This window comes from Leifsonia sp. 2TAF2 (assembly GCF_052115085.1).
In the GTDB taxonomy this organism is placed as follows: domain Bacteria; phylum Actinomycetota; class Actinomycetes; order Actinomycetales; family Microbacteriaceae; genus Leifsonia.
Genome location: NZ_JBFRFY010000001.1, coordinates 2,481,174 through 2,504,880, shown reverse-complemented (window position 1 = coordinate 2,504,880; position 23,707 = coordinate 2,481,174). Strand labels below are relative to the sequence as shown.

26 protein-coding genes and 1 pseudogene are annotated in these 23,707 nt (G+C 69.7%); 14 read left to right on the top strand and 13 right to left on the bottom strand.

Annotated elements, in window-relative coordinates; all coding sequences use genetic code 11:
* Nucleotides 1-21 precede the first annotated feature (21 nt).
* Both AB4Z18_RS12170 and AB4Z18_RS12165 read left to right on the top strand, forming a co-directional pair.
* Complete coding sequence (locus AB4Z18_RS12170; protein WP_441782939.1) at nt 22-963, top strand: hypothetical protein; 942 nt, start codon at nt 22-24, stop codon at nt 961-963.
* 67 nt (nt 964-1,030) lie between these two features.
* Entirely contained in the window at nt 1,031-1,207 is a 177-nt protein-coding gene (locus AB4Z18_RS12165; protein ID WP_441782938.1) for a hypothetical protein, read from the top strand.
* Nucleotides 1,208-1,221: 14 nt separating this feature from the next.
* Here the strand turns inward: AB4Z18_RS12165 and AB4Z18_RS12160 are convergent, their stop codons facing one another.
* A complete protein-coding gene (locus AB4Z18_RS12160; protein ID WP_441782937.1) occupies nt 1,222-1,887 on the bottom strand; it encodes a TetR family transcriptional regulator in 666 nt (221 codons plus the stop codon).
* Between the two features lie 59 nt (nt 1,888-1,946).
* Here AB4Z18_RS12160 and AB4Z18_RS12155 point away from each other — a divergent pair, with 59 nt between their 5' ends.
* The 4 genes from AB4Z18_RS12155 to AB4Z18_RS12140 all read left to right on the top strand — a co-directional run bounded on the left by AB4Z18_RS12155 (nt 1,947) and on the right by AB4Z18_RS12140 (nt 5,377).
* On the top strand, nt 1,947-2,813 hold the full coding sequence (locus AB4Z18_RS12155; RefSeq protein ID WP_441782936.1) for an SDR family NAD(P)-dependent oxidoreductase: 867 nt from the start codon (nt 1,947-1,949) through the stop codon (nt 2,811-2,813).
* Nucleotides 2,814-2,878: 65 nt separating this feature from the next.
* Entirely contained in the window at nt 2,879-4,222 is a 1,344-nt protein-coding gene (locus AB4Z18_RS12150) for an MFS transporter (RefSeq protein WP_441782935.1), read from the top strand.
* A gap of 79 nt (nt 4,223-4,301) precedes the next feature.
* Nucleotides 4,302-4,505, top strand: a complete 204-nt coding sequence (locus AB4Z18_RS12145; protein WP_441782934.1) for a hypothetical protein — start codon at nt 4,302-4,304, stop codon at nt 4,503-4,505.
* A gap of 110 nt (nt 4,506-4,615) precedes the next feature.
* A complete protein-coding gene (locus tag AB4Z18_RS12140) occupies nt 4,616-5,377 on the top strand; it encodes an EAL domain-containing protein (protein ID WP_441782933.1) in 762 nt (253 codons plus the stop codon).
* A 39-nt stretch (nt 5,378-5,416) separates the two neighbouring features.
* Here the strand turns inward: AB4Z18_RS12140 and AB4Z18_RS12135 are convergent, their stop codons facing one another.
* Nucleotides 5,417-5,674: a hypothetical protein gene (locus AB4Z18_RS12135; protein WP_441782932.1), complete on the bottom strand. Its 258-nt coding sequence runs from the start codon at nt 5,672-5,674 to the stop codon at nt 5,417-5,419.
* A gap of 122 nt (nt 5,675-5,796) precedes the next feature.
* Here AB4Z18_RS12135 and AB4Z18_RS12130 point away from each other — a divergent pair, with 122 nt between their 5' ends.
* Entirely contained in the window at nt 5,797-6,111 is a 315-nt protein-coding gene (locus AB4Z18_RS12130) for a DUF7882 family protein (RefSeq protein WP_441782931.1), read from the top strand.
* A 126-nt stretch (nt 6,112-6,237) separates the two neighbouring features.
* Complete coding sequence (locus AB4Z18_RS12125) at nt 6,238-6,492, top strand: hypothetical protein (protein ID WP_441782930.1); 255 nt, start codon at nt 6,238-6,240, stop codon at nt 6,490-6,492.
* 111 nt (nt 6,493-6,603) lie between these two features.
* Here AB4Z18_RS12125 and AB4Z18_RS12120 read toward each other — a convergent pair whose 3' ends face one another.
* Nucleotides 6,604-9,186 (bottom strand): DUF4062 domain-containing protein, encoded by a 2,583-nt coding sequence (locus tag AB4Z18_RS12120; RefSeq protein ID WP_441782929.1) that lies wholly within the window; start codon nt 9,184-9,186, stop codon nt 6,604-6,606.
* A 169-nt stretch (nt 9,187-9,355) separates the two neighbouring features.
* Here AB4Z18_RS12120 and AB4Z18_RS12115 point away from each other — a divergent pair, with 169 nt between their 5' ends.
* Nucleotides 9,356-9,589 (top strand): hypothetical protein, encoded by a 234-nt coding sequence (locus AB4Z18_RS12115; RefSeq protein ID WP_441782928.1) that lies wholly within the window; start codon nt 9,356-9,358, stop codon nt 9,587-9,589.
* A gap of 37 nt (nt 9,590-9,626) precedes the next feature.
* Here AB4Z18_RS12115 and AB4Z18_RS12110 read toward each other — a convergent pair whose 3' ends face one another.
* The 6 genes from AB4Z18_RS12110 to AB4Z18_RS12085 form a co-directional block, all read right to left on the bottom strand.
* Nucleotides 9,627-10,274: an NADPH-dependent F420 reductase gene (locus AB4Z18_RS12110; RefSeq protein WP_441782927.1), complete on the bottom strand. Its 648-nt coding sequence runs from the start codon at nt 10,272-10,274 to the stop codon at nt 9,627-9,629.
* Between the two features lie 54 nt (nt 10,275-10,328).
* A complete protein-coding gene (locus AB4Z18_RS12105; protein WP_441782926.1) occupies nt 10,329-11,510 on the bottom strand; it encodes an OmpA family protein in 1,182 nt (393 codons plus the stop codon).
* A gap of 11 nt (nt 11,511-11,521) precedes the next feature.
* A complete protein-coding gene (locus AB4Z18_RS12100) occupies nt 11,522-12,421 on the bottom strand; it encodes a hypothetical protein (protein ID WP_441782925.1) in 900 nt (299 codons plus the stop codon).
* Between the two features lie 10 nt (nt 12,422-12,431).
* Nucleotides 12,432-12,785: a hypothetical protein gene (locus tag AB4Z18_RS12095; protein ID WP_441782924.1), complete on the bottom strand. Its 354-nt coding sequence runs from the start codon at nt 12,783-12,785 to the stop codon at nt 12,432-12,434.
* Entirely contained in the window at nt 12,772-13,413 is a 642-nt protein-coding gene (locus tag AB4Z18_RS12090) for a hypothetical protein (RefSeq protein WP_441782923.1), read from the bottom strand. Before AB4Z18_RS12090 ends, AB4Z18_RS12095 begins: the two co-directional genes overlap by 14 nt.
* Nucleotides 13,414-13,513: 100 nt before the next feature.
* Nucleotides 13,514-14,608 (bottom strand): ABC transporter permease, encoded by a 1,095-nt coding sequence (locus AB4Z18_RS12085; RefSeq protein ID WP_441782922.1) that lies wholly within the window; start codon nt 14,606-14,608, stop codon nt 13,514-13,516.
* 88 nt (nt 14,609-14,696) lie between these two features.
* Between AB4Z18_RS12085 and AB4Z18_RS12080 the strand changes: the two genes are divergently transcribed.
* Genes AB4Z18_RS12080 through AB4Z18_RS12070 form a run of 3 tightly spaced genes read left to right on the top strand, consistent with a single transcriptional unit; the run spans nt 14,697 to nt 16,904 of the window.
* Entirely contained in the window at nt 14,697-15,284 is a 588-nt protein-coding gene (locus AB4Z18_RS12080; RefSeq protein ID WP_441782921.1) for a TetR/AcrR family transcriptional regulator, read from the top strand.
* Nucleotides 15,285-15,315: 31 nt separating this feature from the next.
* Entirely contained in the window at nt 15,316-16,110 is a 795-nt protein-coding gene (locus AB4Z18_RS12075) for an ABC transporter ATP-binding protein (protein ID WP_441782920.1), read from the top strand.
* Nucleotides 16,107-16,904: an alpha/beta fold hydrolase gene (locus tag AB4Z18_RS12070; RefSeq protein WP_441782919.1), complete on the top strand. Its 798-nt coding sequence runs from the start codon at nt 16,107-16,109 to the stop codon at nt 16,902-16,904. The genes AB4Z18_RS12075 and AB4Z18_RS12070 overlap by 4 nt, the downstream gene beginning before the upstream one ends.
* Here AB4Z18_RS12070 and AB4Z18_RS12065 read toward each other — a convergent pair.
* Nucleotides 16,897-18,291 carry a DUF2252 domain-containing protein gene (locus AB4Z18_RS12065; RefSeq protein WP_441782918.1) on the bottom strand — a complete coding sequence of 465 codons (1,395 nt, stop codon included), beginning with the start codon at nt 18,289-18,291 and terminating at the stop codon, nt 16,897-16,899. The genes AB4Z18_RS12070 and AB4Z18_RS12065 overlap by 8 nt on opposite strands.
* Nucleotides 18,292-18,559: 268 nt before the next feature.
* Between AB4Z18_RS12065 and AB4Z18_RS12060 the strand changes: the two genes are divergently transcribed.
* A complete protein-coding gene (locus AB4Z18_RS12060; protein WP_441782917.1) occupies nt 18,560-18,898 on the top strand; it encodes a hypothetical protein in 339 nt (112 codons plus the stop codon).
* A gap of 115 nt (nt 18,899-19,013) precedes the next feature.
* Entirely contained in the window at nt 19,014-20,132 is a 1,119-nt protein-coding gene (locus AB4Z18_RS12055) for an ATP-binding protein (RefSeq protein WP_441782916.1), read from the top strand.
* 63 nt (nt 20,133-20,195) lie between these two features.
* Here the strand turns inward: AB4Z18_RS12055 and AB4Z18_RS12050 are convergent, their stop codons facing one another.
* The 3 genes and pseudogenes from AB4Z18_RS12050 to AB4Z18_RS12040 form a co-directional block, all read right to left on the bottom strand.
* Nucleotides 20,196-21,458, bottom strand: coding sequence for an AI-2E family transporter (locus tag AB4Z18_RS12050; RefSeq protein WP_441782915.1), 1,263 nt, complete (start codon nt 21,456-21,458; stop codon nt 20,196-20,198).
* The gene (locus AB4Z18_RS12045; protein WP_441782914.1) at nt 21,445-23,097 is read right to left on the bottom strand and encodes a SulP family inorganic anion transporter; all 1,653 of its coding nucleotides are present in this window, start codon (nt 23,095-23,097) and stop codon (nt 21,445-21,447) included. The genes AB4Z18_RS12050 and AB4Z18_RS12045 overlap by 14 nt, the downstream gene beginning before the upstream one ends.
* A gap of 199 nt (nt 23,098-23,296) precedes the next feature.
* A pseudogene (locus AB4Z18_RS12040) lies at nt 23,297-23,677 on the bottom strand (SHOCT domain-containing protein); the annotation flags it as partial.
* Nucleotides 23,678-23,707: the final 30 nt, after the last annotated feature.

Below are 23,707 nucleotides of genomic sequence, written 5' to 3'. Positions count from 1 at the left end.
CGGCAACGGGTCGCAGAACGATTGTCCACTCCGTTCGTCACACAAACGGAAGACTCGAAAATGAAACGACTACTCACGGTCGGATCGACCATCGGCGCTACGGCGCTCGTGCTCACGGTGCTCACGGCCGCGCCTGCGGGTGCTGCAAACGACCCTCTTGCGGCACTGGTCACGGCCGATCCGACCGCGGTCTCGGAAGCCGCGAACGTGCCCACACGAGCCACTGGAACCAACGCGATCCATGCGACCGTAGCGAAGGCGGCGGTCAACGTCCCCGTCGATCCGTCGGCGCCTGTCACTCTGGGCGCAGGCGGCGCCGCGTTGAGGATCGGCCTCCCGTTCGCGGACAAGGCAGGCAACGCCATAGTCGAGAAGCCGGGCATCGTCGCCTATGACAACAAAAACGGTTCGATGACGATCCCCGCTGTTCGCAAGGACGGCAGAGTCCAGCTCAACACCGTGATCGCCAGCGCGAAGGCTCCGGCGAGATATGACTATCGACTCGGGGTGCCAGAAGGGCAGTTCCTCGAACTCGCACCGGACGGGTCAGCCTACATCGCCACGGAGAACGGCAGCGTCATCACGGGAGTAGTCAGCTCGCCCTGGGCCAAGGACGCTAGAGGAAAGCCGGTTTCCACTCACTACGAGATCGCGGGAAACACGCTCACTCAGGTCGTCGACTTCACCCGCAACACGGCCTTCCCGGTCGTGGCGGATCCGTCGATCTCCTTCGGTACGTACATCGTCGTGAAGATGTCGCAGGCGACGGCTCAGGCTATCGCTGGGGGTTCTGCTGCCACGGCGGTGGCTCTTCTGTCTCTCGGGGGGCCGCTCGTGGGTGTGTTGGCCGCCGCCGTCTATGGGACGGTTGCCTCGTACAACGCAGCTGGTCTCGCCAAGTGCCGCATCTGGGCTTTTTCCTTCACCTACCTTGGGCAGCTCGTGAAGGGATCATGCGCATGAGAGGCATCAGACGGTGAACAGGCACAAAGTGGGTTCGTTCCGACTGAGCCGGTGGGGCGGCAGGGTCTTGCCCGCGTGGACTTTCGTCCTGGGGCTCCTCGTCGGCGTGTTGCCGGGCGGGTTGACCAGCCTGGGCAACTACGTCGCCTTCCTGATCTACCTCTCGACACTGCTTCTTCTGGTGCCGCTCGAAATACTCATGCGTCGTGCGGAGAAGGGCGAGAAGGAGGCGCGCGGTTCGTAGCCGTGGGGTTTTCGTCAGTCCTCGAGCGCTCCCATGAGGTACGCGGTGAGGATGCGCTGCAGCCTCGGCTCGAGGTCGATGAGCGCGTGGCCGAGCCGCGGGTCGGAGCGGTAGAGCTCTGCGATCTCGGGGGGCGGCGTCGAGATCTGCCAGAAGGTGCCGGCGAGGGAGGTCGCGACCGCGACCACATCCGTCGATGCGATCGGCGGGAGAGAGGGCAGCGCCATGCGCACGGCGTCAGCGATGTGCGCCAGGGAGGCCCCGGTCGTGAGCTTGAAAGAGCGGACGGCCTCGACGGATACGTTGCGCTCCAGGTTCAGGGGGGCCTGGGCGAGCAGGTCGCAGAAGGGTCCGCGGGCGGCGAGGGTCGAGGCGAAGGCCGTCGCGACCTCCTGCGCGGTGGAGGCGGCTGCGATCCGCTCGCACAGCGCGGGCGTCCACTCGCGCCAGCCGTCGGCCGTGAGCCGCAGGAAGATCTCCTCCCGGGTTTCGAAGTACCGCAGCATCGCCGACTTGTGCATCCCGACGGCATCCGCGATGTCGGTCAGGGTGACCGAGCGGATGCCGCGGTCCGCGCCGAGGGTGCGCGCAGCATCCAGGATCGCCTGCTCGCGCGCTGCCTTCGCTTCGGGCGAGCGCGCGCGCTGGAAGGCTGTCTCGCGGTCGTCGCTGTGCGTCATGCTGACAGTTTACTGCAACCGAGTTGCATTAGTTAAAGAAACGGTGTTTCATTAACGACATGGAACAGACATGGTTCATCACCGGATCCTCGCGCGGCTTCGGCCGCGCCCTCGTCGTCGCCGCCCTCCAGGCCGGCGACCGTGTGGCCGCCACGGCGCGCCGCCCCGAACAGCTGGATGACCTCGTCGCCGAATACGGCGACCGCATCCTTCCGCTGGCGCTCGACGTCACTGATCCCTCGCGAGCCGCGGAGGCCCTGCGCGAGGCGAGCGAGCGGTTCGGCCGCATCGACGTCATCGTGAACAACGCCGGCTACGCCAACGTGTCGCCGATCGAGACGACCGACGACACCGACTTCCGCACGCAGTTCGAGACCAACTTCTGGGGCGTCTACAACGTCTCCAAAGCGGCGATCCCGCTGCTGCGCGCGCAGGGCGGCGGGCTGATCATCCAGTTCTCGTCCGTCGGTGGACGCGTCGGCGGGTCACCCGGGATCGCGTCGTACCAGGCGGCCAAGTTCGCCATCGACGGCTTCAGCCGGGTGCTGCGCGCCGAGACGGCGCCGTTCGGAGTGAAGGTGCTCCTCGTCGAGCCGAGCGGGTTCCGGACCGACTGGGCCGGCTCCTCGATGGAGGTGCGCGAGATCCCGCAAGGATACGAGAGCACCGTCGGCGCGATGAATCGCCGGGTGAGGCAGTCGGGCGAGGGCCCGGCGGGCGATCCCGTGCGCGCCGCCGAGATCCTGGTGCGCGTGGCGAAGCGAACCGACATTCCGCAGAACCTCCCGCTCGGCGTCAACGCCACCGAGATGAGCGTCGCGCAGGACCGCCGGCTGCTCGACTCCGACCTGACGTGGTCGGCTGTGAGCCGGAGCGCTGATTTCGGAGAGCCGTACCCCGTCGACCTCCCCGCCGACGCCGCGTGAGACCTGGCCGTTCGCCCTCCCGCCCGCCCTCCCGGGCTGGAGGGCGAACCGGTAGGGTCTGGCCCATGACGACGGCGTCAGAGGAGAAGGGCATGCGCACGTTCGCGCAGGTCCTCGTCAACACGGCGGTGGCGAACGTCACCACCAGCTTCCTCTGGTTCGCTCTGACCTTCTGGGTGTACCTGGAGACGAGGTCCGTGCTCGCCACGGGCATCGTCGGCGGCGCCTACATGCTGCTCGTCGCGCTGTTCTCGATCGTCTTCGGCACGATCGTCGACCGCCATCGCAAACAGCACGTCATGCTGTTCGCGTCGTTGCTGACCCTCGCGGCGTTCTCGATCGGCGGGGTGCTCTACCTGATCTTCCCCGAGGATGCGCTGCTCGATCTGGGCGGACCGATGTTCTGGATCTTCGCCGGCATCATCCTCTTCGGTGCCGTGGTCGAGAACCTGCGCAACATCGCACTGTCGACCACCGTGACCCTCCTCGTCCCGGTCGAGCGCCACGCCAACGCGAACGGTCTCGTCGGGACGGTGCAGGGTCTCGCCTTCCTGGTCACCAGCGTCTTCAGCGGCCTCTCGATCGGACTGCTCGGGATGGGGTGGACGCTCGTCATCGCGATCGTCGTCACCGGCCTCGCCGCCTTCCACCTGCTGTTCCTGCGCATTCCGGAGGAACTTCCCGAACGCGACGGCTCGGCATCGGCCATGGACATCCGCGGAAGCATCGCGGCGATCCGTCAGGCGCCGGGCCTCTTCGCGCTGATCATCTTCTCGACCTTCAACAACTTGATCGGCGGGGTGTACCTCGCGCTGATGGACCCGTACGGCCTCGAGCTCTTCGCCGTCGAGCTGTGGGGCATCGTCCTCGGCGTCGCCTCCTCCGGGTTCATCATCGGCGGTCTCGTCGTCGCGAAGTTCGGACTGGGCAAGAACCCCATCCGCACCATGCTGGTGCTCGTCGCGATCATGGGCCTCTTGGGCGCGACGTTCACCCTGCGGGAGTGGTGGCCGCTTTACGCCGCCGGGATCTGGGCCTACATGACCCTGATTCCCGCGGTGGAGGCGTCGGAGCAGACCGTGATCCAGAAGATCGTGCCGTTCGACCGGCAGGGGCGGGTGTTCGGCTTCGGGCAGGCGCTGGAGTCGGCGGCGGCGCCGATCACCGCGTTCCTGATCGCGCCCCTGGCGCAGTTCCTGATCATCCCGTACATGGCGTCAGAGTCGGGGAGTGCGACCTGGGGCTGGTTGCTGGGGGACGGCAGCGGCCGAGGCATCGCGCTGGTGTTCCTCTTCTCGGGTCTTGCCCTCGTCGTACTCGCCCTCGGAGCCTTCCTGACGCGTTCGTATCGGCTGCTGTCCGCGGAGTACCAGGGGCGCCCGGCGGATCGGATGGTGACGATTCGGTGAACGTGCCGCGTAGTGACTGCCGGTGAAGCTGTGCGGTGGCTATGCTTCGGAGCGTTCGGGGGTACAGAGGGGGACGATCATGCAGGGTCTGTCATCAGCGGGAGCGTTCGCCGCGGCGATCGCGTTCGCTGCGGTCGTGCTGTTCCTGGCGCCGGTCGGCGAGAGCATCGCCCCCGCGGTCCAGGCGGTCGACCTCGTGGTCGCCGGGGTCGCCGGCGTGGCAGCGGCGACTTTCCTCGGCATCGCAGGAGGACAGCGCCACAGGCGCCGCCGCGCTCGCTAGTTTCAGAGGTCGGCGTCAGCCGTTAGCGCCAGAGGGGCCATTTCCGCAAGGGGTCCCCCTCGAAGTTGACAACCCAGCCTGGCGTGGGAATCATCACCAGAGTGACGTTGGTGGACGGAACCCTCGAGGACTTCGCCCGCGATCTGGAGATCGCGCTGGCGCAGCGCCAGGTGACGGCCGCCTATCAGCCCCAGATCGATGTCACGGATGGTGCCATGGTCGGGGTGGAGGCGCTGGCCCGGTGGACCCACCCGGGGCGCGGGGTCGTCGCACCGGACGTCTTCGTCGACATCGCGCAGAAGGCTGGCCTACTTCCGCTGCTCACGGCCCGGATCATCGCCGACGTGACGACGGAGTACATCCCGGGCTGCACGATCGATGTGGCGGTGAACGTCTCCGCCACCCAGCTCGAGGACCCGTCCCTGTACGACATGTTCGAGGGCGCGTTCGCGACGGGACGCTGCGACCCGAAGACGCTGACCGTCGAGGTGACGGAGAGTCAGAGAATCGCGCGTCCCGAGCGGGTCGCAGGACCGCTGCAGGCGCTCGCCGCTGCGGGCGTGACTATCTCGGTGGACGACTTCGGCACCGGTCACTCGTCGTTCGCCCGCGTGGAGGCGTTGCACGCGCGGGAGTTGAAGCTCGACAAGAGCCTGGTGCAGGCGGACGACCGCGTCCACGAGGTCGCGCAGATCATCACGGAGGCGCACCGCCGGGGCATCCGCGTGGTCGGCGAGGGCGTGGAGCGACGCCACCAGCTCGATCGGTTGGCGGACGCCGGATGCGACCGCGCCCAGGGTTACCTGATCTCTCAGCCGCAGGGCGCGAAGGCGATCTTCTCCTGGTACCGGGCTCGGCTGCGCGAGTCCTGAACCGCGGTCCTGAAAACAGGACGGTCCTGAAAACAGGACTCAGAGCGCGTCGAACGAGTCGATGTCGACGCGCGGCTCGTCCTGACGCGGGGCGGGCGGGTCGACCTCGATCTGCGCCCAGGTGACGGGCATGCCGGGGGAGAAGAGCACTGTCACTCCCGGGCCGCCCCGGAGCGGCGGGATGGTGACGTAGCCGCCGCCAGCCTGCACGGCCTCGAGGATCTTGCCACGCAGGTCGTCCACCGGATCGGGGAGGAAGTAGTCCTTTCCATCGACCGTGAGGCGGTGAACGATCATGCGGCGATCCTTTCGGCTGGGACGTTGTAGAACACTATCGCGCGGTCACGATACACCTGAATTCCGGCGGGTAAGCTCTCAGCAGCGTCGCTGACGCACCACCCGATCGACGAAAGGCATCCGTGGGCACTCTCCGCTACGACGGCGAAAGCTACGAGCTCGACGACCGTCTCCTGTTCCACATGCAGATCGCGATCAGCACCAAGCTCCGTCGCGGCGAGAACTTCTTCCTCACCTGGCAGGTGCCGGCCGAGCTCGGCAGTGGCCGTCACACCATCTGGGTCGACAACGGCGTCCCCCTGCACATCTTCTTCTCCGGCTCCAAGGTGCCGACGCTCAACAAGGACTGGATCGAGACCATGATCCAGACCGGTGGCCGGGCCTCCGGGATGATCGTCATGGAGGAGTCGGAGACGCGTCAGCCGAACGCCCGATGACGCTGGGCCAGCGCTTATAGCTGACTCGATCCTCCAAAGCAAGGCCCCCCGATTTTCTTGCGTCCGCGGAGGGGGAGTTCGATCATCTACGTAGATCTTCGAACCACCCATCGAGAAGGAAGAATCATGGCCGAGTCGCTCGCTGACATCATCGATCTGCCCACCGAGTACGTCTCCTGGCACTCGCCGGCGTCGTCGCTCTGGGTGGCTTCGACCCCTTCGGCGTACGTGGGCATGGTCGACCGCAACCACGACGGTTTCGTCGCCACCGACTGCACCGGCCGCGAGCTGGGCGTGTACGGCACCCTGGAGTCGGCGCGCGTCGCGGTGTACGGTGCGTGGGTGTCGCCCGCTCAGGAGGAGCAGGCGCTCATCGCCTGATCATCAGACCCTCCCGGCAGGCGTTTCGGGTGCGCCGACCGGGACCAGGAGAACCCCGGCACCGTTCTGGTGCCGGGGTTCCAACTGTTAACTGCGCCGGGTCGACCCGCCTTAGTTGAGGTGCGGCTCCGACAGGGCCTCGGCGACCGCCTGCTCAACGGTGAGCTCCCGGCCCTCCGCGACGGCCGCGGCGAGCCGGCCTGCCGGACTGACCGCGGCCAGCCGGTCCAGGTAGCGCTGGTGGAAGGTGAAGGTCGGCCCGTTGTGCGTGCCCGACCGCTCGCGGAGCGCGTGCGCTGCCCCGGCCAGCCTTCCGGCGCGATCGACATCGCCGGCGAGAGCCGCCACGGCCGCCAGCCCCTCCAGCCCGTAGGCGATGCCCTCGATGTGACCGAGCGAGGTCGAGAGGGTGACGCTGAGGGCGAAGTCCGTGCGGGCCTCCTCCGGAGCTCCGAGCAGGAGGTGCGCCCAGCCGAGGTGGTAGGCCGCGATCCGGCCGCCGACGGCATCCCCGCTGCGCTGGGTCAGCGCCAGGGACTCGTCGAAGCGCTCGAACGCGGTGTGCACCTTCTGCTCGAGCAGGGCTACCCGCCCGAGCAGCACGAGCGCCATGGACTCTCCCCAGACGTCTCCGGTGTCCTGGAACAGCCGGAGGCTGCGCTCCATCACCTCGGCCGCCCGCGCCGTATCCGGCTTCTCCCCGGCCATCAGGGCGAGCGAGAGCGAAATCCGCGCCATCGCCTCGCCGGACCGGTCGCCGCATGTCCGAAAGAGGTCGGCGGCCTCGGAGAGGTCGGCGGCCACGCGGCCGTCGGGGTCCTTCCAGAACCGGATGGTGCGGGTGAAGTACAGCGCGATGGCGCGCGTGCGGTCCTGAAGCGTGTCGCCGGACTCGAGGGGTTCGTCCATCCAGGTGCGGACCTCGCCGAGCAGGCCGATGACCCAGAAGTAGAGGAACAGGTTGAACGCGAGTTCTGCGGCGCGATCCCAGTCGCGGGCATCCAGCAGGTACCGTTCGGCGGCCCGCAGGTTGTCGCGTTCGTCACCGAGTCGCTGCATCCATTCACGCTGCCCTCCGCCCTTCAGCGGCAGCCGGGCGCGGGCGCCGAGGTCGATGAAGTAGCGGGCGTGCGCGTCGCGGGCTCGGTCGAGCTCGCCTCCGCTCTGGAGCTGCTCCCGCGCGTACTCGCGCACGATCGCCTGCATGGTGAACCGGGGCCGGTCGTCGCTGTCGTGCTGGGAGACCAGGCTCGAGTCGACCAGCACGGCCAGGTCGCTGATCACGTCGGGATCGCCGCCGTCACCGTCACCGTCACCCTCGCCCGAGGCGCCGACGAATTCGGCCGCCTCCAGCGTGAAGCCGCCCTCGAAGGTGCCCAGGCGCGCCAGCAGCCGCCGCTGTTCCGGGGCGAGCAGTTGCGTGCTCCACTCGATGGTGCGACGGATGGTCTGCTGGCGCTCCGGCAGGTCGCGCGACCCGCCCACCAGCACGGAGAGCCGCCGGTCGAGTCGGTCGAGAAGCTCGGCGGGGGACAGCACCCGAACCCGCGCGGCGGCGAGTTCGATGGCGAGCGGGACACCGTCGAGCGCGGTGCAGACGCGGGCGACGGCGTCCGCGTTCTCCGGCGTGATCTCGAAGTCCGGCTTCACCGCGTGGGCGCGCTCGACGAACAGACTGACCGAGGAGTCCTCGGCCAGCGGGCCGACCTCGTAGCTCTGCTCGGCGCTCACCCGCAACAGCGCCCGGCTGGTGACGAGCATCGAGACACCGGGTGCGGCGGCGAGCAGTCCCGTGAGAAGCGGCGCCGCATCCAATACCTGCTCGAAATTGTCGAGGACGAGCAGGATGCGTCGGTCGCGGAGTGCGGTCACCAGATTGTCGAGGATGGGCGCGTCGCCGGTGTCGCGCACGCCGAGGGCCTGCGCGATGCGGTTGGGCACGCGGCGAGGGTCGTGGACGGCGGAGAGGTCGACGAACACAGCGCCGTCGTCGAAGTCCTGCGCAGCGGCGCGTGCTGCGGCGATCGCGAGCCGGCTCTTGCCGATCCCTCCGGGGCCGGCCAGGGTGACGAAGCGCGTCCCGTGCTCCAGGCGGTCGACGATCGCGGCGATGTCGGCGTCGCGCCCGACCAGGCCGGTGAGCGGCACGGGGAGGCGCACCGGTTCCACCACCCGATCGGCATCGCTGGCGACATCCGCGGTGATGAGCGCCCGGCTCTGGTCGAAGCGCTCGGCGAGCAGGGTGGCGAGATCGTTCTCGATCAGCTGCGCCAGTTCCTTGGGGCTCTCGAAGTACTTGTAGGCGGCGCGGTCGTCGTCGCGGATGCGCGCGAGCAGGGTAGCGAGCTTCGGCTCCCGGTTGTCGGCGGGGCTCTTCACGTAGAGGAGGCGGGGCAGCTCCGGCGGGCACAGGTTGTACTCGTCTTCGAGGCCGGAGACCTCCTCGTCCGGGGCGACCCAGCCGTAGCGCTCCCAGTAAAGGCCGAGGAAGACGTCGCTCTGCTCCAGGTAGGCCCGGTAGAGCTCCCGAGGGGGATGCGGGCGCGCGCCCAGTTCGAACATGACGGGCGCCAGGTGCAGCCGCTCGATGGCGGTCCGGGCGGCGCGGCGCTCAGCGGCGAGCTCCTGCAGCGTGGACGAGACGAAGATCCGTAGCCGCTGATCCGGCGTGCGAATTATATGAGGGTGGCTCATGTAACGTCATTGTGTTGCGTTCGTATGGAAATGTACAGAGGGTACGTCGACTCGCTGCTTGTAACACGCACGCCGGCAAACGCGCAACCCTCTACATCCGCTTCTCGCGAGGGCGTTAGCTAGGCATGTGAAGGAAATCGCGTGGTACATACTCGGGTTCGCAGGGGCGGTGTCCACCATCGCCTTCTGGCTGCTGCTGGCACCGGACGCGGCCGATGCCACCGAGGGCTCAGGGGGACTGCTCCAGCACCTGACCCCGAGCGAACTGGCCGACCTCGTCATCGCTCTGGCGTTCGCAGCAGTGGCGTTCGTCAGCGCCAGCTACCTGTCGTCGCGGGCCGCCGCCGAGGCGGTCGACGCGCAGCCGACGGTGGAGCTGGTCCCCGCGGAGACCGCGGCCTGAGCCGCGGCCCCCGCACTCTCCGAGCCGGCGCCGAGCGTCACATGTCGCGGTAGCGCTTGGCGGCGGCGAGGGCCTCACGCAAGCCAGCAGCGTCATACCGGCGTACATAGGCCGGGGTGTCGCGCTGCGCACGCCATCCCTCGGCCAGCTCGCCGATGTCCACCGCGTCGAACCCGAACTCGTCGATCAGCGCGGCGACGCGGGCACGGGCCTCCGGGTCGTCGCCCGCGACGATGAGGGCGCGGCGGTCGGGTGATCCGGCCGGCAGGCTCTGGCTGGTCAGCTCCGACCAGCCGATGTGGTTGAACGCCTTCACCACGCGGGAGGTCGGCAGCACCTTCTGCAGGCGCTCCGCCACGGTGGTCGAGTCGTCTTCGAGCTCCGGGATGCGGCCGTCGCGCTGCGGGTAGTAGTTGTTCGTGTCGATCACGATCTTCCCGGCGAGCTCCTCGACGGGAAGCGTGGCCTCGGCGGCGAGCGGGGTCGTCACGACGATGATCTCGCCCTGCGCGGCCGCTTCGGCCGGCGTCGCCGCGCGAGCGTGCTCGCCCAGCTCCTCCACGAGACCCCGCAGCGTCTGCGGGCCCCGCGAGTTGCTCATCACCACGTCGTAGCCGCGGGCGACGGCGAGACGGGCGAGCTGTGATCCGATGTGTCCTGAACCGATGAATCCGATGGTCGTCATGATTGCGGCAACCGGGCCGAGGTCACGATGATTCCCCGTCTTCCGGACTCCTCATCATCCGCACAGGCCGACTCCGGCGGAGGTGAGGATGACCGTGCGGTTCTGCTCGGCGAGCGCGTCCGAGTAGGTGCCGGCGGCATCCTTCTCGGCCTTCCAGCCGCACCACTCGAATCCGACGCCGGCGGTCTGCAGGAGCGAGGCGGGCACGCCCAGTCCGACCAGAGCGGACTTCACCGCCTCGGCACGCTTCAGGGACAGCGCGGTGTCGGCGGTGTTGTCGGTCGCCTGATCTTTGGAGGCGGTGCCGGTGATCGTGACGACCTTGCCGTTCTGCTCGATCGCGGGCACCAGTGTCGCGAGCACGTTCTGCGCGGCGCCCGGGTCGGAGAACGCGGCGGTGTCCTTCGTGAACAACAGCTCGCTGTTGCGGATGACGACGGGATGCGACCAGTCGGTCTTGGTGGCGACCGGCTCGATCGTCACCGGGGTGACAGCGGGCAAGTTCGCCGCCGCACTGCCCGACGCGGGCTCGGGGAGGAGCGACAAGGTGCCGCCCGCGGCCTTCACCACCGCCGACCAGATCGCCTCGAGGTTGCTGCGCGCGGGCACGGTCAGCGGCTGCTGCGCACCCGCGGTGTCGCCCATCCCGGCCCAGTAGACGGTGACGCCTTTCAGGTCGGTCGGGAGCAGTCCGCGGGAGGTGAGGTCGGACACGACCTGCGTGGGGTCGGCGTAGAGCAGTCCAGTGCCCGCGAAGTTGAGCGGATCGGTCGTCTGCAGGCCGCTGCCGACGACGATGACGCCGAGCGGGTCGCTGCCGAGGTTGCGCGCGGCCTCGTCGATGGCGCCCAGGAAGTCGACCTCCGGGGCCGACGCCTTCAGGCCGCCGATGTACGACGTGATCTGCGTCAGCTTGGTGCGCTGATCGTTCTGGCAGACGATGGCGTCCTGCGCCGACGAGCCGAGGGCCGTCGTCCCCATCACCTGCGGCGTGCCGGACGGCACGACCACGGTCACGCTCCCGTTCGTTTTGCCGGAGGCCGCGAGCTGCGACGAGGCGGACGCGGGGAGGGTGACGGCCGGGGCGTTCGCTGTGCTTCCCGCGACGACACCGAGATTGCGCTTGTGGGACTGGTCGCACGCCTCGCCGGACGCCGTGGCGGAGGTGCACGCGGTCAGTCCCGCGCAGAGCGCGACGATCGCGGCGGCGGACGCGAGGAGGCGGGAGCGGGACACGCGGGCGCCGCTCACTGCAGTCCCGCCGCCGGGTCGGTGGTGCCGGTCGCCGTGCCTCCCGGCGGCAGCGGAGGTGCGACATCCCCTGCTCCGATGCTGCGGCGTCCCCGCAGCTCGCGGATGATCTGGCTGGTGCTCTCCGGGTCGCGTTCGCGCTGGGCGAGGCGGGTGGCGAGCCGGGCCCGCACCACATCCATCCGGGAGTGGAAGGTGACCCGCGCGCCGGTGTAGCGGACGGCGTCGTGGGCGTCGAGCTGCAGGATGAGCCGTGTGCGCTCTTCTGCCGCAACGGCCTCCCCGAGCAGGCGATCGCGGTGCACGCGCAGCCGGGTGGCGTGCGCCTGAGCTTTCTCGGCGGCCGCGAGCAGCGGCTTCGTGGTCAGCCAGGCGACGACGAAGCTGAGCGCTCCGGAGGTCACGAGCACGCCGAGCATGAGGAACGCCATGATCGTGTCCGGAGCCGTCCAGGAGAACCCGGCCGGCGCCGCGGTCTGCGAGCCCCCGACCAGCCCCGTGAGGCCGCCGGCGCTCTGCGCGTCGATCCCGGCTTTGATCCGCGCAACGGTGATGGCGGCGAGGATCGCGGCCCAGACCAGGCCCAGCACGACCGAGGTGACGATCCACCGGCGCGACATGACTCCGGCCTGCACTCGGCGCAGCAGGATGGCGATGACGTGCGGCAACGTGACGACGGCCAGCGAGATGCCGAGCGTGATCACGTACATCTGGAGGCCGATCGAGCCGTACTGGCTGTCGTTGCGCAGCAGCAGCGTGAGCGCCTGCGAGAGCAGGATGTAGTCGACCGCGATCATGGCGGCGAGCAGCACGTAGACCATCGCGTGGGCGACGGGGGAGACGTGGCCGACGCGGGGGCGCAGGCGCGGCGGGCGGGTGACGATGTCGCGTGCCATGGGCGTCCTCTCAGGCGTAGGTATGGAAGTCGGGGTCGTGGCCGGCCAGCTTGGCGTCGAGCCGCTGGACGTCGAGGTCGGCGCGGCGGATGTCCGCCTCGGCGCGTTCCAGTGCCCGGCGGATGAGCTCCTGCCGCGCCTGCGCCTCGGCGACGCGCGCGGAGGCGGCGGCGACGTTGCGGGTGCGCTGCCCCTCGAGGTCGGCGACGCCGGCGCGCTCGAAGGCGGCCAGCTCGTGCTCGAACACCTCGAGCGTCTCCACGTCAACGGCGTGCCGCATCCGGCGCAGCCGCCACAGCAGCCGTCGGCGGAGCCCTCCCGTGCGGGGAACGCGGTAGTCCTTCAGTCGGTCACGCCGGGGCATCCGTCCTCCTGGTGGTGTCGGGGCCGGCGATGGGATGCACGGCGATCGGGTTCAGTGCGTCGATGGCTCCGCCGCGGGAGGTCAGCCAGTCCGAGCGTCGCAGGGTCGGAGGCTGTGCGGCGACTCGGCCGGAAGTCGCCTGGCGGAGGGCGCCCCAGTAGACGGCGGTCTTCTCGTCGGTGCGGTCGAACATCCTCGCGGCCCGCAGCTGCGCCGCCGTGAACCGGATGGTGACGAGAGCGCTCAGCTCATCACTGCGACGGTGAGCCCGGCGGATGCGCCGTTCGAGCCGGCGGAGCTCTTCGAACGCCGTTCCCTGCCCTTCGGCGATGCGCAGCCGGTCGGGTGCGGGGAGGCGCTCGAGACGTTCTTCGTACGCGTCGAGGTCGGCGCGGAGTCCCGCCGTGAGCACCCGGTGCTCGGCCAGCTCGCGCCGCATCCCGCGGAAGAACCGCTGCTCCTCCCGCCGCGCGAACGCGTCGGCGCGTGCCTGGAGGGTGGCGACGGTGGGCGTGGTCGTCTCACCGTGACCCGTCTCGGTGTCGTGCACGGTGGCGGCGTCGCGCTGCGCCAGCCGGGCCAGGCGGCGGCGAGCCAACGGTCCGAGTCTCAGCGGCTGCGTCGTCATACCGGGCGAGCGTAGGGACCGGGGCTGTGCGTCCCCTAGGTGAACGTCGAAGGAAGGCCGTACGTGACCGAACCGTGACCGCCCGGGAACCCTCTCGGAATCAGGCCGCCGCTTCGGTCACTTCCTGGTTGCGGAAGTGGCCGGCGACCATCGCGACGCCTCCGGCGACCGCCCATCCGACGAGCACCAGCCACGGGAAGGCAGCGTCCGCCTGCCGGAAGTAGGACAGGTCGCGCAGCAGAGTGACGGAGGCTCCTGGGACGAACCACTGCCCGATCGCGCCCCACGGCGCGACGATGAACTGCAGCGGCTGGGCCGCCGAGGAGAGCGGATTGCCGATCAGCACGGTGATGATGGCGCCGATGGCGATGCCGGGCCTCCCGAGGAGCGCGTTCATGCCGACGATGAGGGCCGCGGTCGCGAACATCGAGAGCGAGACCGCCAGGGCGTTCAGCCAGAAATCGCCCTGCAGGATGCCGAACCAGCCCTGCAGGATGCCGGTCACGGCGAGCCCGCCGGCCACCGCGTACACCGCCACAGCCGTCAGTCGCCGCCAGCTGCCCGCGATGAGGATCGAGATCAGAATGCCGCCGAGCATGCCGCCGAGGACGAGCGGGAAGGCGGAGGCCGTGAGCCCGAGTCCGCGGGCGTCGGTGGAGGCGAGGGGGACCACGTCCGTGACGGCGACCGTCACCGTGGGTGCCGTCGTTCCGGCGGGTGCCTTGCCCGCGGCGATTGCCTGCTGGACGGCGGCATCCGCCTGCTGCTGCGCCAGCGTCTGCAGCCGTGCGGCGAGCTGACCGAACAGCTGGCTCACGGCGGCGCCGTTCGCGGAGGCGGTGAGCACTTCGGGCTGCTCGCCGAGCACGATCGCTCCGTCGACCTGCCGGGTCTCGATGAGGTGGACGGCGTCCTCGCGGGAGGAGGCCGTGGTGATCGTGAAGGCATCCCCAGCGCTCTTCTCCAGCTGCGTGCGCACGGCCGAGACGGACGCCGCGTCGCCCGCTACGGCGACGGGGAGGTCCTTCACGGAGGACGAGATTGTGGGCCAGAGGAAGGCCAGGAGGATCGCCACAACGACGACGCCGGCTCCGAGTGCGAGCGCGACGGCGCGGCCCCACGGGGTGTGCGGCACAGGCGGTGGGGGCGTCGCCGAGCCGACGGGCGGCACCTCGGCGGGAGCGGTGATGGTCATGATGCCTCCAAAAAAACGAATAGTCGTTCTTTATAGTGGATCGGGCATCCGCTAATGTCAAGAACGAACATTCTTTTTAGGAGGGTGCATGCCGAAGGTCAGCGAAGAGCACCGTCAGGCCCGTCGACGGGAGATCGCGCAAGCGGCCCTGCGCTGCTTCGCCCGCTCCGGCTTCCAGCAGACCTCGATGGCCGACATCATCGCCGAGTCGGGGCTCTCCGCCGGCGCGATCTACGGTCACTACAAGAGCAAGGAAGAGCTGGTCGAACTCGCCGTCACCAACGTCCTCGACAGCGGGTTCGTGGAGGTCGCAGAAGCACGCGACCGCGACCCGCTGCCCGCGCCGGGTGAGGTGGTGCGCCTGCTCGTCCGCGCTCTGGAGAGGCAGATCGGCGACTTCGGCCTGCTGCTCCAGATCTGGGGCCAAGTGCCCATCAACCCCCGCCTCGCGGCGCTCGCCGACCGCGTCGGAGGCCGCATCCGCCACCTGTTCACCGACTATCTGACCCACTGGTACGCCGGGCAGCCCGGCGTCGCCGCGAGCCAGGCGGCCGAGGACGCCAACTTCTACATCGGCATCGTGCAGGGCTACGTCACCCAGACGGCGCTGTTCGACGACTTCGACCAGGAGGCCTACCTCGCCGCCGTCGACCGGGTGGCTGCCCGGCGGGCGTGAAGCCGCGACGCCACGTGGATAGGGTGATTCGGTGACTTCGACCGCCCCTGCCGTCCTCGAACTCCGCGACGTGACGTTCCGCCGGAGCGGCACACAGATCCTCGACGGCATCGACCTGACGGTGCGCGCGGGGGAGCACTGGGCGCTGCTGGGGCGCAACGGCGCGGGCAAGTCGACGGTGCTCGGGTTCTGCGGCGCCCTCACCTTCCCGACCTCCGGCACCGTGGAGGTGCTGGGCCGCCGGCTCGGACGCGTCGAACTGCAGGAACTGCGCCGGCACATCGGGCATGTCGACCCGCGCCATCCCGTCCGGTCGCCGCTGACCGCCACCGAGGTGGTGCTCACCGGCATCACAGGGTCGCAGGAGCTGCCGATGCGTTGGGAGCCCAGTGCGGACGAGGTGCGGCGCGCCCGCGACCTGCTCCACTCCGTCGGGCTCGACGACCGGCGGGATGCCCGGTGGCCCACGCTGTCGCAGGGGGAGCGCGGCCGTGTCCTGATCGCGCGGGCGCTGGTCTCCGACCCGCGCCTGCTCCTGCTTGACGAGCCGACGACCGGGCTCGACGTGGCGGCGCGCGAGCAGCTGCTGGAGACGATCGACGGACTCTCGCACTCCGAGCCGGACCTCGCCTCGGTGTTGGTCACGCACCACCTGGAGGAGTTGCCCGAGACGACCACGCACGCGCTGCTGATCGCGCACGGTCGCACGGTCGCGCAGGGCGACATCGATGCGGTCGTCACCACGGAGACCGTGACGCGGGCGTTCGAGCACCGCATCCGGGTCGAGAAGGCGGACGGGCGCTGGAGCGCGCGGGCCGTTCGATGACCGAGTACGCGGTCGCCGACGACGGCACTCGCATCGCCTTCGAGGAGCGCGGCGTCGGAGTGCCGGTGCTCCTGATCGCCGGCCAGGCGACGGGGATGCACGGCTGGGGTCCGTTCGCGGACGCCCTGGCGCGCGACTTCCGCGTCATCGTCTACGACCACCGCGGGATCGGCGACAGCGGCCTCGGCGACCCGGCCGCCTACTCGACGCGGGTCTTCGCGGCAGATGCGGTCGCCGTGCTCGATGCGGCCGGTGTCGCTGCCGCCCACGTGGTCGGGCATTCGATGGGCGGACGCGTCGCGCAGTGGCTCGCCGCCGAGCATCCCGAGCGCGTGCGCCGGCTGGTGCTGATCGCGACGACCGCGGGCGACCGGAGCGCGGAGCGGCGCGACCCCTCTGCCGTGGCCGACCTGCTGAGCGGTGACCGCGACCGGATGGTGCCGCTCTTCTTCGACGACGGCTGGGCGCGAGCGCATCCCGCCGAGGTCGAGCGATTCTTCTCCCGGGTCGCCACCCGGCCCGCGCTGCGCGGCCACTTCGCGGCCAGCCGCGACCACGACGGCACCGAGCTGCTCGGTCGCATCCGCGCACGGACGCTCGTGGTGCACGGCCGCAGGGACGCCCTCACGCCGGTCGGGCACGCGCGGCTGCTCGCCGAGGGCACCCCGGACGCGGAACTCCTCGAGCTCGACGCCCGCCACGGCCTCCACCTCGACACGCCTGCGGTCGAGGTTTCGGTGCGCGCCTTCCTGCTCCCCGAAGGTCAGCGAGCGGCGGCGCCGGCGGTCACCTGACCGCGAAGGCCCCGTCTGCCGCGGCCTCCACGAAGGTCGCGTAGTCGGCCTCGGCCTGGTCGGCGTAGCTCACGGCCCAGCGGGTCATGGCCCGGACATATGAGGCTCCGGTCCCCAAGTAGCCCGAGATGAACGGCGCCTTCGGTGACCGCGCGTGGGCCCGGGCGAGCACCACGGCGCACACGCGCGCGTAGTCGGAGAACTGTGCCGGGTTCATCGTGGAGATCTCGAACGACGCGTTCCGGTTGCGGAACAGCCGCATGTAGAACGCGAACCCCTCCACCCGCAGGAAGCCGAGGAACGGGTCCGAGACGGCCTGCAGGATGCGCTGGCACGAAATCACGCGGTAGCCCTGCTCGTCGGGTAGCAGCGAGAGGTCGAGGTAGCCGGGCAGCGGCTCCACCCCACCGAAACGCTCGACCACGGAGAGGTCCGCCTCCTTCAGCTGCAGGATGATCGTCTCGCCGGCGGGCCCGCGCAGCGCGATCACGAAGCAGCGAGTACCGACGCTGCCGACACCGACGACCCGGCGTGCGACGTCATCCAGGCGCAATTGGGAGGCCAGAAGGGCGGTGTTCGGTGCAAGAGTTCGCCGGTAGGCCTCGTAGGCATCCTGGGCGAGGGCCTGTATCTCCGGCTCGACGCGGGTGAGGACGGGCGGCCGCTCCACGAAGCGCAGCGTGCCGTCGTCGAGTGTCTGCAGGGTGCGCCGGGCCACGTCATGCGCCGTGCGCTTCTCCGACGCCTTGAGGGTCTGGTCGACCAGACGCAGCATGTCTTTGCTGAGCCGACGCTTCCCCGCGCCGACCGAGGTGGGCGCGAAGTAGCGGGCCATCAGCGGCGCGGCGAGCGCCCGGTTCAGCCAGACCCGGTAGGCCTCGGCTGAGGCTCCGACGATCTCGTTGATCCGGTCGGCCGGCAGGTTCAGCGAGCGGCCCGCGAGCACCACGCTGGCCAGCAGCCGCTTGACGTCCCACTCCCAGGGGCCGACGGTCGCCTCGTCGAAGTCGTTGATGTCGAACACCATCGCGTTCTCGGGCGAGCGGTAGATGCCGAAGTTGCTCAAGTGGGCGTCCCCGCAGATCACCACCTCGGCGCCGGTCGTCGGCGCCCCGGCGAGGTCTGCAGCTTGGATCGCGGCGGTGCCTCGGTAGAACGCGAACGGGTTCGCGCTCATCCGCTCCACCCGCAGGTTCACCAGGTTCTGGAGCCGCGCTTCGTGCTGCGAGCGGAGGATGCCGATCGGGTCGCGCCCCGGCGGCGGCGAGTACTCGCCCTGCTCGGAGCGGGGCATTTCCACCCGCGCAGCGCGGCCTGCTTCGATCAGTTCTGCGGCGGTGAGCGGGCTCTCGGCGCGTTCGCCGGTCGCTGCGACATCGAGGCTCATGCGGCACCTCCTGGCGGCGTCGTGCTCACCCGGCTGGGACGCATGCGGCGCGGACCTGCTCATCGTATGTCGCCCGCGGCCGCTGCGGTATGCAGAATGCGGGAGCGGATCGAGCTGGTCCTGTTCTCAGGAGATCGAGCGCAACGCGTGCAGCTATGCCCCGTATTCAGGACATGGCTGCACGTCAGAGCGCGAGCATCCTGAAAACAGGACGCGTCTTCCTGAAAACAGGACCGGGCGACGCCGGGCGGCCGCTACGGTATCCAGAATGAAGGAGTGGATCGAGCACCGGCGCGGCGACGGCGAAAGGGTGGGCTGGCTGCGTTCGGAGGGCGAAGGCTTCGTACCCGTCGACCTGCTGGGCCGTGACCTCACCGGGCCGGTCGACTGGTTGACCGGCGAGGAGATCCTGGAGGCCGCCGGGATCGGCTACCTGGCCAACCGCTACGAGCTCCGGCTCGAGGACGGCCGATGGCTGCAGGTCCGGCTCACCGAGGTGTCGACCCAGCGGATCGTCGTGAAGAAGGACGACTTCGGCGCCATCGACGTACCGCAGGTGGTCTACACGCTGCCGTTCCCCATCCCGGAGTCTCTGCGTCCGGCGTGAGGCCACCGCCGCCCATCGGGGTCTGTCCGCGGGCCTGCGGCGCGCGCTAGCATCGGCGCCACGCGTCCCGTCCCATGGGAGACAAGCCAGGGGAGAGGGGCCGAGAGGAGAGCGCATGATACCGCTGACGGTCGGCACCACGGTCGACCCTCCCGAGCGGCCCGCGGTGATCGACGGGTCCCGCTTCAACCGGCACACGTTCTGGTGCGGTCAGAGCGGATCCGGCAAGACGTATGCCCTGGGGGTGGTGCTGGAGCAGCTCCTGTTGGAGACCGCACTGCCCGTCACGGTGCTCGACCCGAATGCCGACTACGTGGAGCTGCGTCGCACCCGCAGCGGTGTCAGCGGCGCCGACGCGGCACGCTGGGGAGAGCTGGACATCCGGGTGCTGCACTCCAGCACCGCTCGCGAGCCGCAGCTGCACATCCGCTTCGTCGAGCTCAGCGTGCGGTCCAAGGCTGCCGTCGCCCGGCTCGACCCCATCGCCGACGAGGAGGAGTACAACGCCCTGCTGCACCTGGACACCGCACCGGCCGACTACGACCGGGAGACCTTCCGGACGTCGTTCCTGGCCTCGCTCGTGAAGTCCGAGGATCACGCGCGCAGGCGGCTCGGCCTGCGGATCGACAACCTGGGCATCCTCGACTGGCCGCTGTGGGCGTTCGGTGCGGACTCCGCAGCGAGCGTGGTCGCTGAGCGGCCCAGCGCCACCGTTCTCGACCTGGGCGGTTTCACGCACCAGGCGGAGCCGCAGGCCGCGGCGCTTGGCGTGCTCGAGGACCTCTGGCAGCGGCGGATGGAGCGGCGGCCCGTCCTGATCGTGCTCGACGAAGCGCACAACTTCTGCCCGCCCCAGCCCCGGTCGGACGTCGAAGCGAGGCTCACCGAGCAGCTCATCCAGATCGCTGCCGAGGGCCGCAAGTTCGGGCTGTGGCTGTTCCTGTCGACTCAGCGGCCCAGCAAGATCCATCCGAACGTGCTCTCCCAGTGCGACAACCTCGGGCTGATGCGGATGAACTCGCCGCGCGACCTCGCCGAACTGGCCGACGTCTTCGGCTTCGTACCGCGCCACCTGCTGGAGCAGTCGCCCGGGTTCCGCAAAGGCGAGGCTCTGTTCGCCGGGGCGTTCACCGAGGAGCCGCAACTGGTCCGGATCGGCCGCCGCCTGACGGTCGAAGGCGGCGGCGACCTCGCCGTGGAGGAGCGGGCGGAGCAGAGCGCGCCGATCCGCTAGCCCCGGCGGCCGCTAGCCCCGGCGGCCGCTAGCGCCGGCGGCCGCTAGCCCTGACGGCCGCCGCTAACTGCGGTGGCCGCCGCTGCTCCCGGACGGGTGGCGCTCCTCGCGTCGCTCGGCCGACTCCACCTTCATCAGCTCCCGCGTGTGCGTGAGGTCGCCGATGATCGGCTGCCACATCCGGGCCCGCGGGTCGGAGTCGACGAGCACCGCACGCACCAGCAATGTGATCGGCACCGCCAGGATGGCTCCGATGGGGCCAAGCACGACCGCCCAGAACAGCACGCAGAAGAAGGTCAGGGTCTGGCTGAGGGACACCGCGTTGCCCACCACCTTCGGCTGGATGACCGACTGGATGACCGCATTGATGATGCCGTAGACGATGATGACCCAGATCACGGTGGGCCAGCCTCCGGTCAGGTAGCCGAAGACGAGCGGCGGCACGATCGCGATGAAGTAGCCCACGTTCGGGATGAAGCTGCACAGGAACGACAGCAGTCCCCACAACAGGGCGGCCGGAACGCCCAGCAGGTACAGGGCCACCCCGTTGATGACGCCCTGTGCTATCCCGAGCAGCGTCGTGACCACCATGTAACGGCGGACCGACACAGCGAAGCCGCTGATCGCGAACACCAGGTTGGGGCGGACCGGCTTCAGCTGACGTAGCAGCGTCGGCGTATAGGCGGCGTCGGCCGGCATCAGGATGAGCATCGTCAGCACGATCACGAGCAGGGTGACGAGTCCGAGGGCGTTGCCGAACAGTCCAGAGAAGAAGGACAGCAACGCGGTCGGGTTGAAGCCGGACTTGATCTCCTGGACCTGCTGCGGACCGACGCCGATGCTCTGCAGCCACGCCGAGAACTGGGCGCCCAGCTGCTCGAGCTGCGGCTTGTACTGCGGCAGCATCCCGACGAACTGGGCCGTCGCGACCCAGAGAACGGCCATGAACCCCGCCAGCAGTGCGAACAGCGTGAGGCCGACCGCGCCCGTCGCCACGCCCTGCGGCGTGCCGTGGCGCTCCAGCCAGACCCGCACCGGCTGGGCGCAGATCGTGAGGATGAGGGCGAGCAGGGTGGGCGCCAGGATGCCGCCGATCGCGCCCATCCCGAACGAGACCACCACCGCGGCGGCGAGGCCGAGCAGGATGCGCAGACCCCGCCCGATACCGCCGGTGCCGAGTTCGGCGTCCGGATCGGTGGGCGCGGGCGGCGGCGCGGGACGTGCGTGCCTGCGGCGGAGGGGCCACCGCCGCCGAGTCTTCGGGGCGGGCGGTTGCGCGGCGGGCTGCGCGGGCGGTTGCCCTGGCGTGAGGTCATCCTCGCTCATGAGCTGCTCCATCCCTGCTGAGGGCCGCGATGGCGGCCCGGTTGGTGTCGAAGATTCGGACGCGGTCGAGGAGCCCGAAATGGGCAAGGCGGTCCCGGATACCGGGCCGGACGCGGGTGAGGGAGAGGTCGGCGCTCTGACTGTGGACATACGTCTGGACGGCGCGCCAGGAGTCGGCGCCGGTCACATCCACGTCGGTCACGGCCTCCAGGTCGAGTACGACATGACTCGGCCGGGATGCCTCCACGGCCCGGTGGACCGCGCTCTCGAAGGTGCCGCTGTTGGCGAAGAACAGGGGGGCGGCGAGCCGGATGACGACCACTCCCGGCGCCGTCTCCTCGCCTTCCGGTGCGGCTTGAAGCAGGGAGGCGTGTGGGTCGCCGTCCGCCGCGAGGATGTCGATGGCCGGGTTGGCCGCCCGGCGCACGACGTTCACCACGGCCAGCACGAACGCGATGACGATTCCGGCGATCGGTCCGATGAGCACCGAGCCGAGGAAGCACACGGCGCCCACCGCGAACTCGAACCGGTCCTGACCCCACAGGACGGCGAACTCCCGGATGCCGAGCAGCGGGAACACGGCGACCGCCACGATCGCGCCGATCGCGGGCGAGGGGATGTCCTCCAGCAGCGCAGTGCCGAAGACCAGGAGGAGCAGGGTTCCCGCCGCGGCGACCAGCGAAGGCAGTTGGGTGCGCGATCCGGCCTGGTCCATGGCGGCGGTGCGTGATGTCGAGGAGCCGACGGCGAATCCGCCGCTCACGCCCGCGCCCAGGTTCGCCACACCGAAGGCCAGCAGATCGCGGTCCGGGCTGGTGCGGTAGCCGCGCTTCTCGCCGTACGACCGCGAGACGAGCAGACCCTCGCCCATGGTCACGACCGTGAGGGCGATCGCCGACGGCACCAGCTGCAGCCACTGCGTCCACTCGATGACCGGCCAGGTCAGGGTCGGCGGTCCCGCATCCACATGACCGAGCACCGAGACGCCCAGCCGCTCGGCCCCGGCGAGCACGATGACCAGGGTGGCGGCGATGAGCACCACCAGCGCCCATGGCACCGACGGCGCCAGCCGGCGACCGACGATCAGGACGGCGAGGGAGCCCAGCGAGATGAGCACCGCCCACCCGTTCACCGTGCCCAGTCCGCCGAACAACGCGGTCAGCTTGTCCACGAACTCGGCGCCCGAGTCGATGTGCACCCCCAGCATCTTGGCGACCTGCGACACCAGGATGTCGAGCGCCAGCCCGCCGACGAACCCGACCAGGATCGGCTTGGAGAGGAAATCGGCGAGGAACCCGAGCCGGAAGAACGCCGCCAGCACGAACATCCCGCCGACGATGAGGGCCTGCGCGAGCGCCAGCGTGATGTAGTCGCTGTGCCCCGCGACGGCTAGACCGCCCAGAGAGGCGGCGACCAGCGCGGCCGCGGCCGCATCCGGGGAGGCGACCACCTGGCGCGACGAAACGGTCAGCGCGTACAGCACCGCGGGCAGGATGAGCGCGTATAGACCTGCGGTCGCCGGAAGCCCGGCGATCTGCGCGTACCCGATATTGAGGGGGACGGCGATGGCGAGCAGTGTCACGCCCGCGAGCGATTCGCGGAGCACGTTCTGCCGGTTCAGCCCCGCCAGAGGGCGCATGCGGTCACCCCGCGGCGCCGCAACCCGTGTGGGCTGCGGCGCTGCGGGGCTGGGGCCGGTCACGACGGACGCCGGACCGGCCGGGTCACACTGCGGGCGTCGCCGGCGGCGGCGGCGTGGCCGGACCGGCCGGTGCCGCGGGTGCCGTCGGTGCGGCCGTCGATGCGGCGGCTGCCCCAGCCGGGGCGCCGGTGTGTCCGGAGAGCGCGTGCGCCTTCAGGTGCGCGAACTCCTCCGGGGTGATGGCTCCGCTGTCGAGCAGCGCCTTCGCCTTGGCGATCTCGTCCGCCGGGCTCGAGCTTGCGACCTGGCGGATGTAGTCGTCGGTGGCAGCCTGGTATTGCCGGGCCTCCTTCTGGCTCCGTTGCGCCATCCCCGGACCGCGAGCGATCAGGTAGACCAGCGCGGTCAGGAAGGGCACGAAGATCAGGAAGATGATCCACAGTGCCTTCCACCAGCCGTTCAGCTTGTGGTCACGGAACAGGTCGCTGATGATCGCGAACAGCGCGAACAGGTAGGCCACGAATGCGAAGCTCCAGAAGAAGAGCCAGATGACGCTCCAGAAGTTGCTCCAGTCCATGTTTCGATTTCCCCTCTTCACTCCCGCTCG

Bases quoted from the DNA above. Each gene is read 5' to 3' on its own strand.
- AB4Z18_RS12160 (WP_441782937.1), bottom strand. From the start codon at position 1,887: ATGACGCACAGCGACGACCGCGAGACAGCCTTCCAGCGCGCGCGCTCG.
- AB4Z18_RS12155 (WP_441782936.1), top strand. From the start codon at position 1,947: ATGGAACAGACATGGTTCATCACCGGATCCTCGCGCGGCTTCGGCCGC.
- AB4Z18_RS12150 (WP_441782935.1), top strand. From the start codon at position 2,879: ATGACGACGGCGTCAGAGGAGAAGGGCATGCGCACGTTCGCGCAGGTC.
- AB4Z18_RS12145 (WP_441782934.1), top strand. From the start codon at position 4,302: ATGCAGGGTCTGTCATCAGCGGGAGCGTTCGCCGCGGCGATCGCGTTC.
- AB4Z18_RS12135 (WP_441782932.1), bottom strand. From the start codon at position 5,674: ATGATCGTTCACCGCCTCACGGTCGATGGAAAGGACTACTTCCTCCCC.
- AB4Z18_RS12125 (WP_441782930.1), top strand. From the start codon at position 6,238: ATGGCCGAGTCGCTCGCTGACATCATCGATCTGCCCACCGAGTACGTC.
- AB4Z18_RS12120 (WP_441782929.1), bottom strand. From the start codon at position 9,186: ATGAGCCACCCTCATATAATTCGCACGCCGGATCAGCGGCTACGGATC.
- AB4Z18_RS12110 (WP_441782927.1), bottom strand. From the start codon at position 10,274: ATGACGACCATCGGATTCATCGGTTCAGGACACATCGGATCACAGCTC.
- AB4Z18_RS12100 (WP_441782925.1), bottom strand. From the start codon at position 12,421: ATGGCACGCGACATCGTCACCCGCCCGCCGCGCCTGCGCCCCCGCGTC.
- AB4Z18_RS12095 (WP_441782924.1), bottom strand. From the start codon at position 12,785: ATGCCCCGGCGTGACCGACTGAAGGACTACCGCGTTCCCCGCACGGGA.
- AB4Z18_RS12090 (WP_441782923.1), bottom strand. From the start codon at position 13,413: ATGACGACGCAGCCGCTGAGACTCGGACCGTTGGCTCGCCGCCGCCTG.
- AB4Z18_RS12085 (WP_441782922.1), bottom strand. From the start codon at position 14,608: ATGACCATCACCGCTCCCGCCGAGGTGCCGCCCGTCGGCTCGGCGACG.
- AB4Z18_RS12080 (WP_441782921.1), top strand. From the start codon at position 14,697: ATGCCGAAGGTCAGCGAAGAGCACCGTCAGGCCCGTCGACGGGAGATC.
- AB4Z18_RS12070 (WP_441782919.1), top strand. From the start codon at position 16,107: ATGACCGAGTACGCGGTCGCCGACGACGGCACTCGCATCGCCTTCGAG.
- AB4Z18_RS12065 (WP_441782918.1), bottom strand. From the start codon at position 18,291: ATGAGCCTCGATGTCGCAGCGACCGGCGAACGCGCCGAGAGCCCGCTC.
- AB4Z18_RS12060 (WP_441782917.1), top strand. From the start codon at position 18,560: ATGAAGGAGTGGATCGAGCACCGGCGCGGCGACGGCGAAAGGGTGGGC.
- AB4Z18_RS12055 (WP_441782916.1), top strand. From the start codon at position 19,014: ATGATACCGCTGACGGTCGGCACCACGGTCGACCCTCCCGAGCGGCCC.
- AB4Z18_RS12050 (WP_441782915.1), bottom strand. From the start codon at position 21,458: ATGAGCGAGGATGACCTCACGCCAGGGCAACCGCCCGCGCAGCCCGCC.
- AB4Z18_RS12045 (WP_441782914.1), bottom strand. From the start codon at position 23,097: ATGCGCCCTCTGGCGGGGCTGAACCGGCAGAACGTGCTCCGCGAATCG.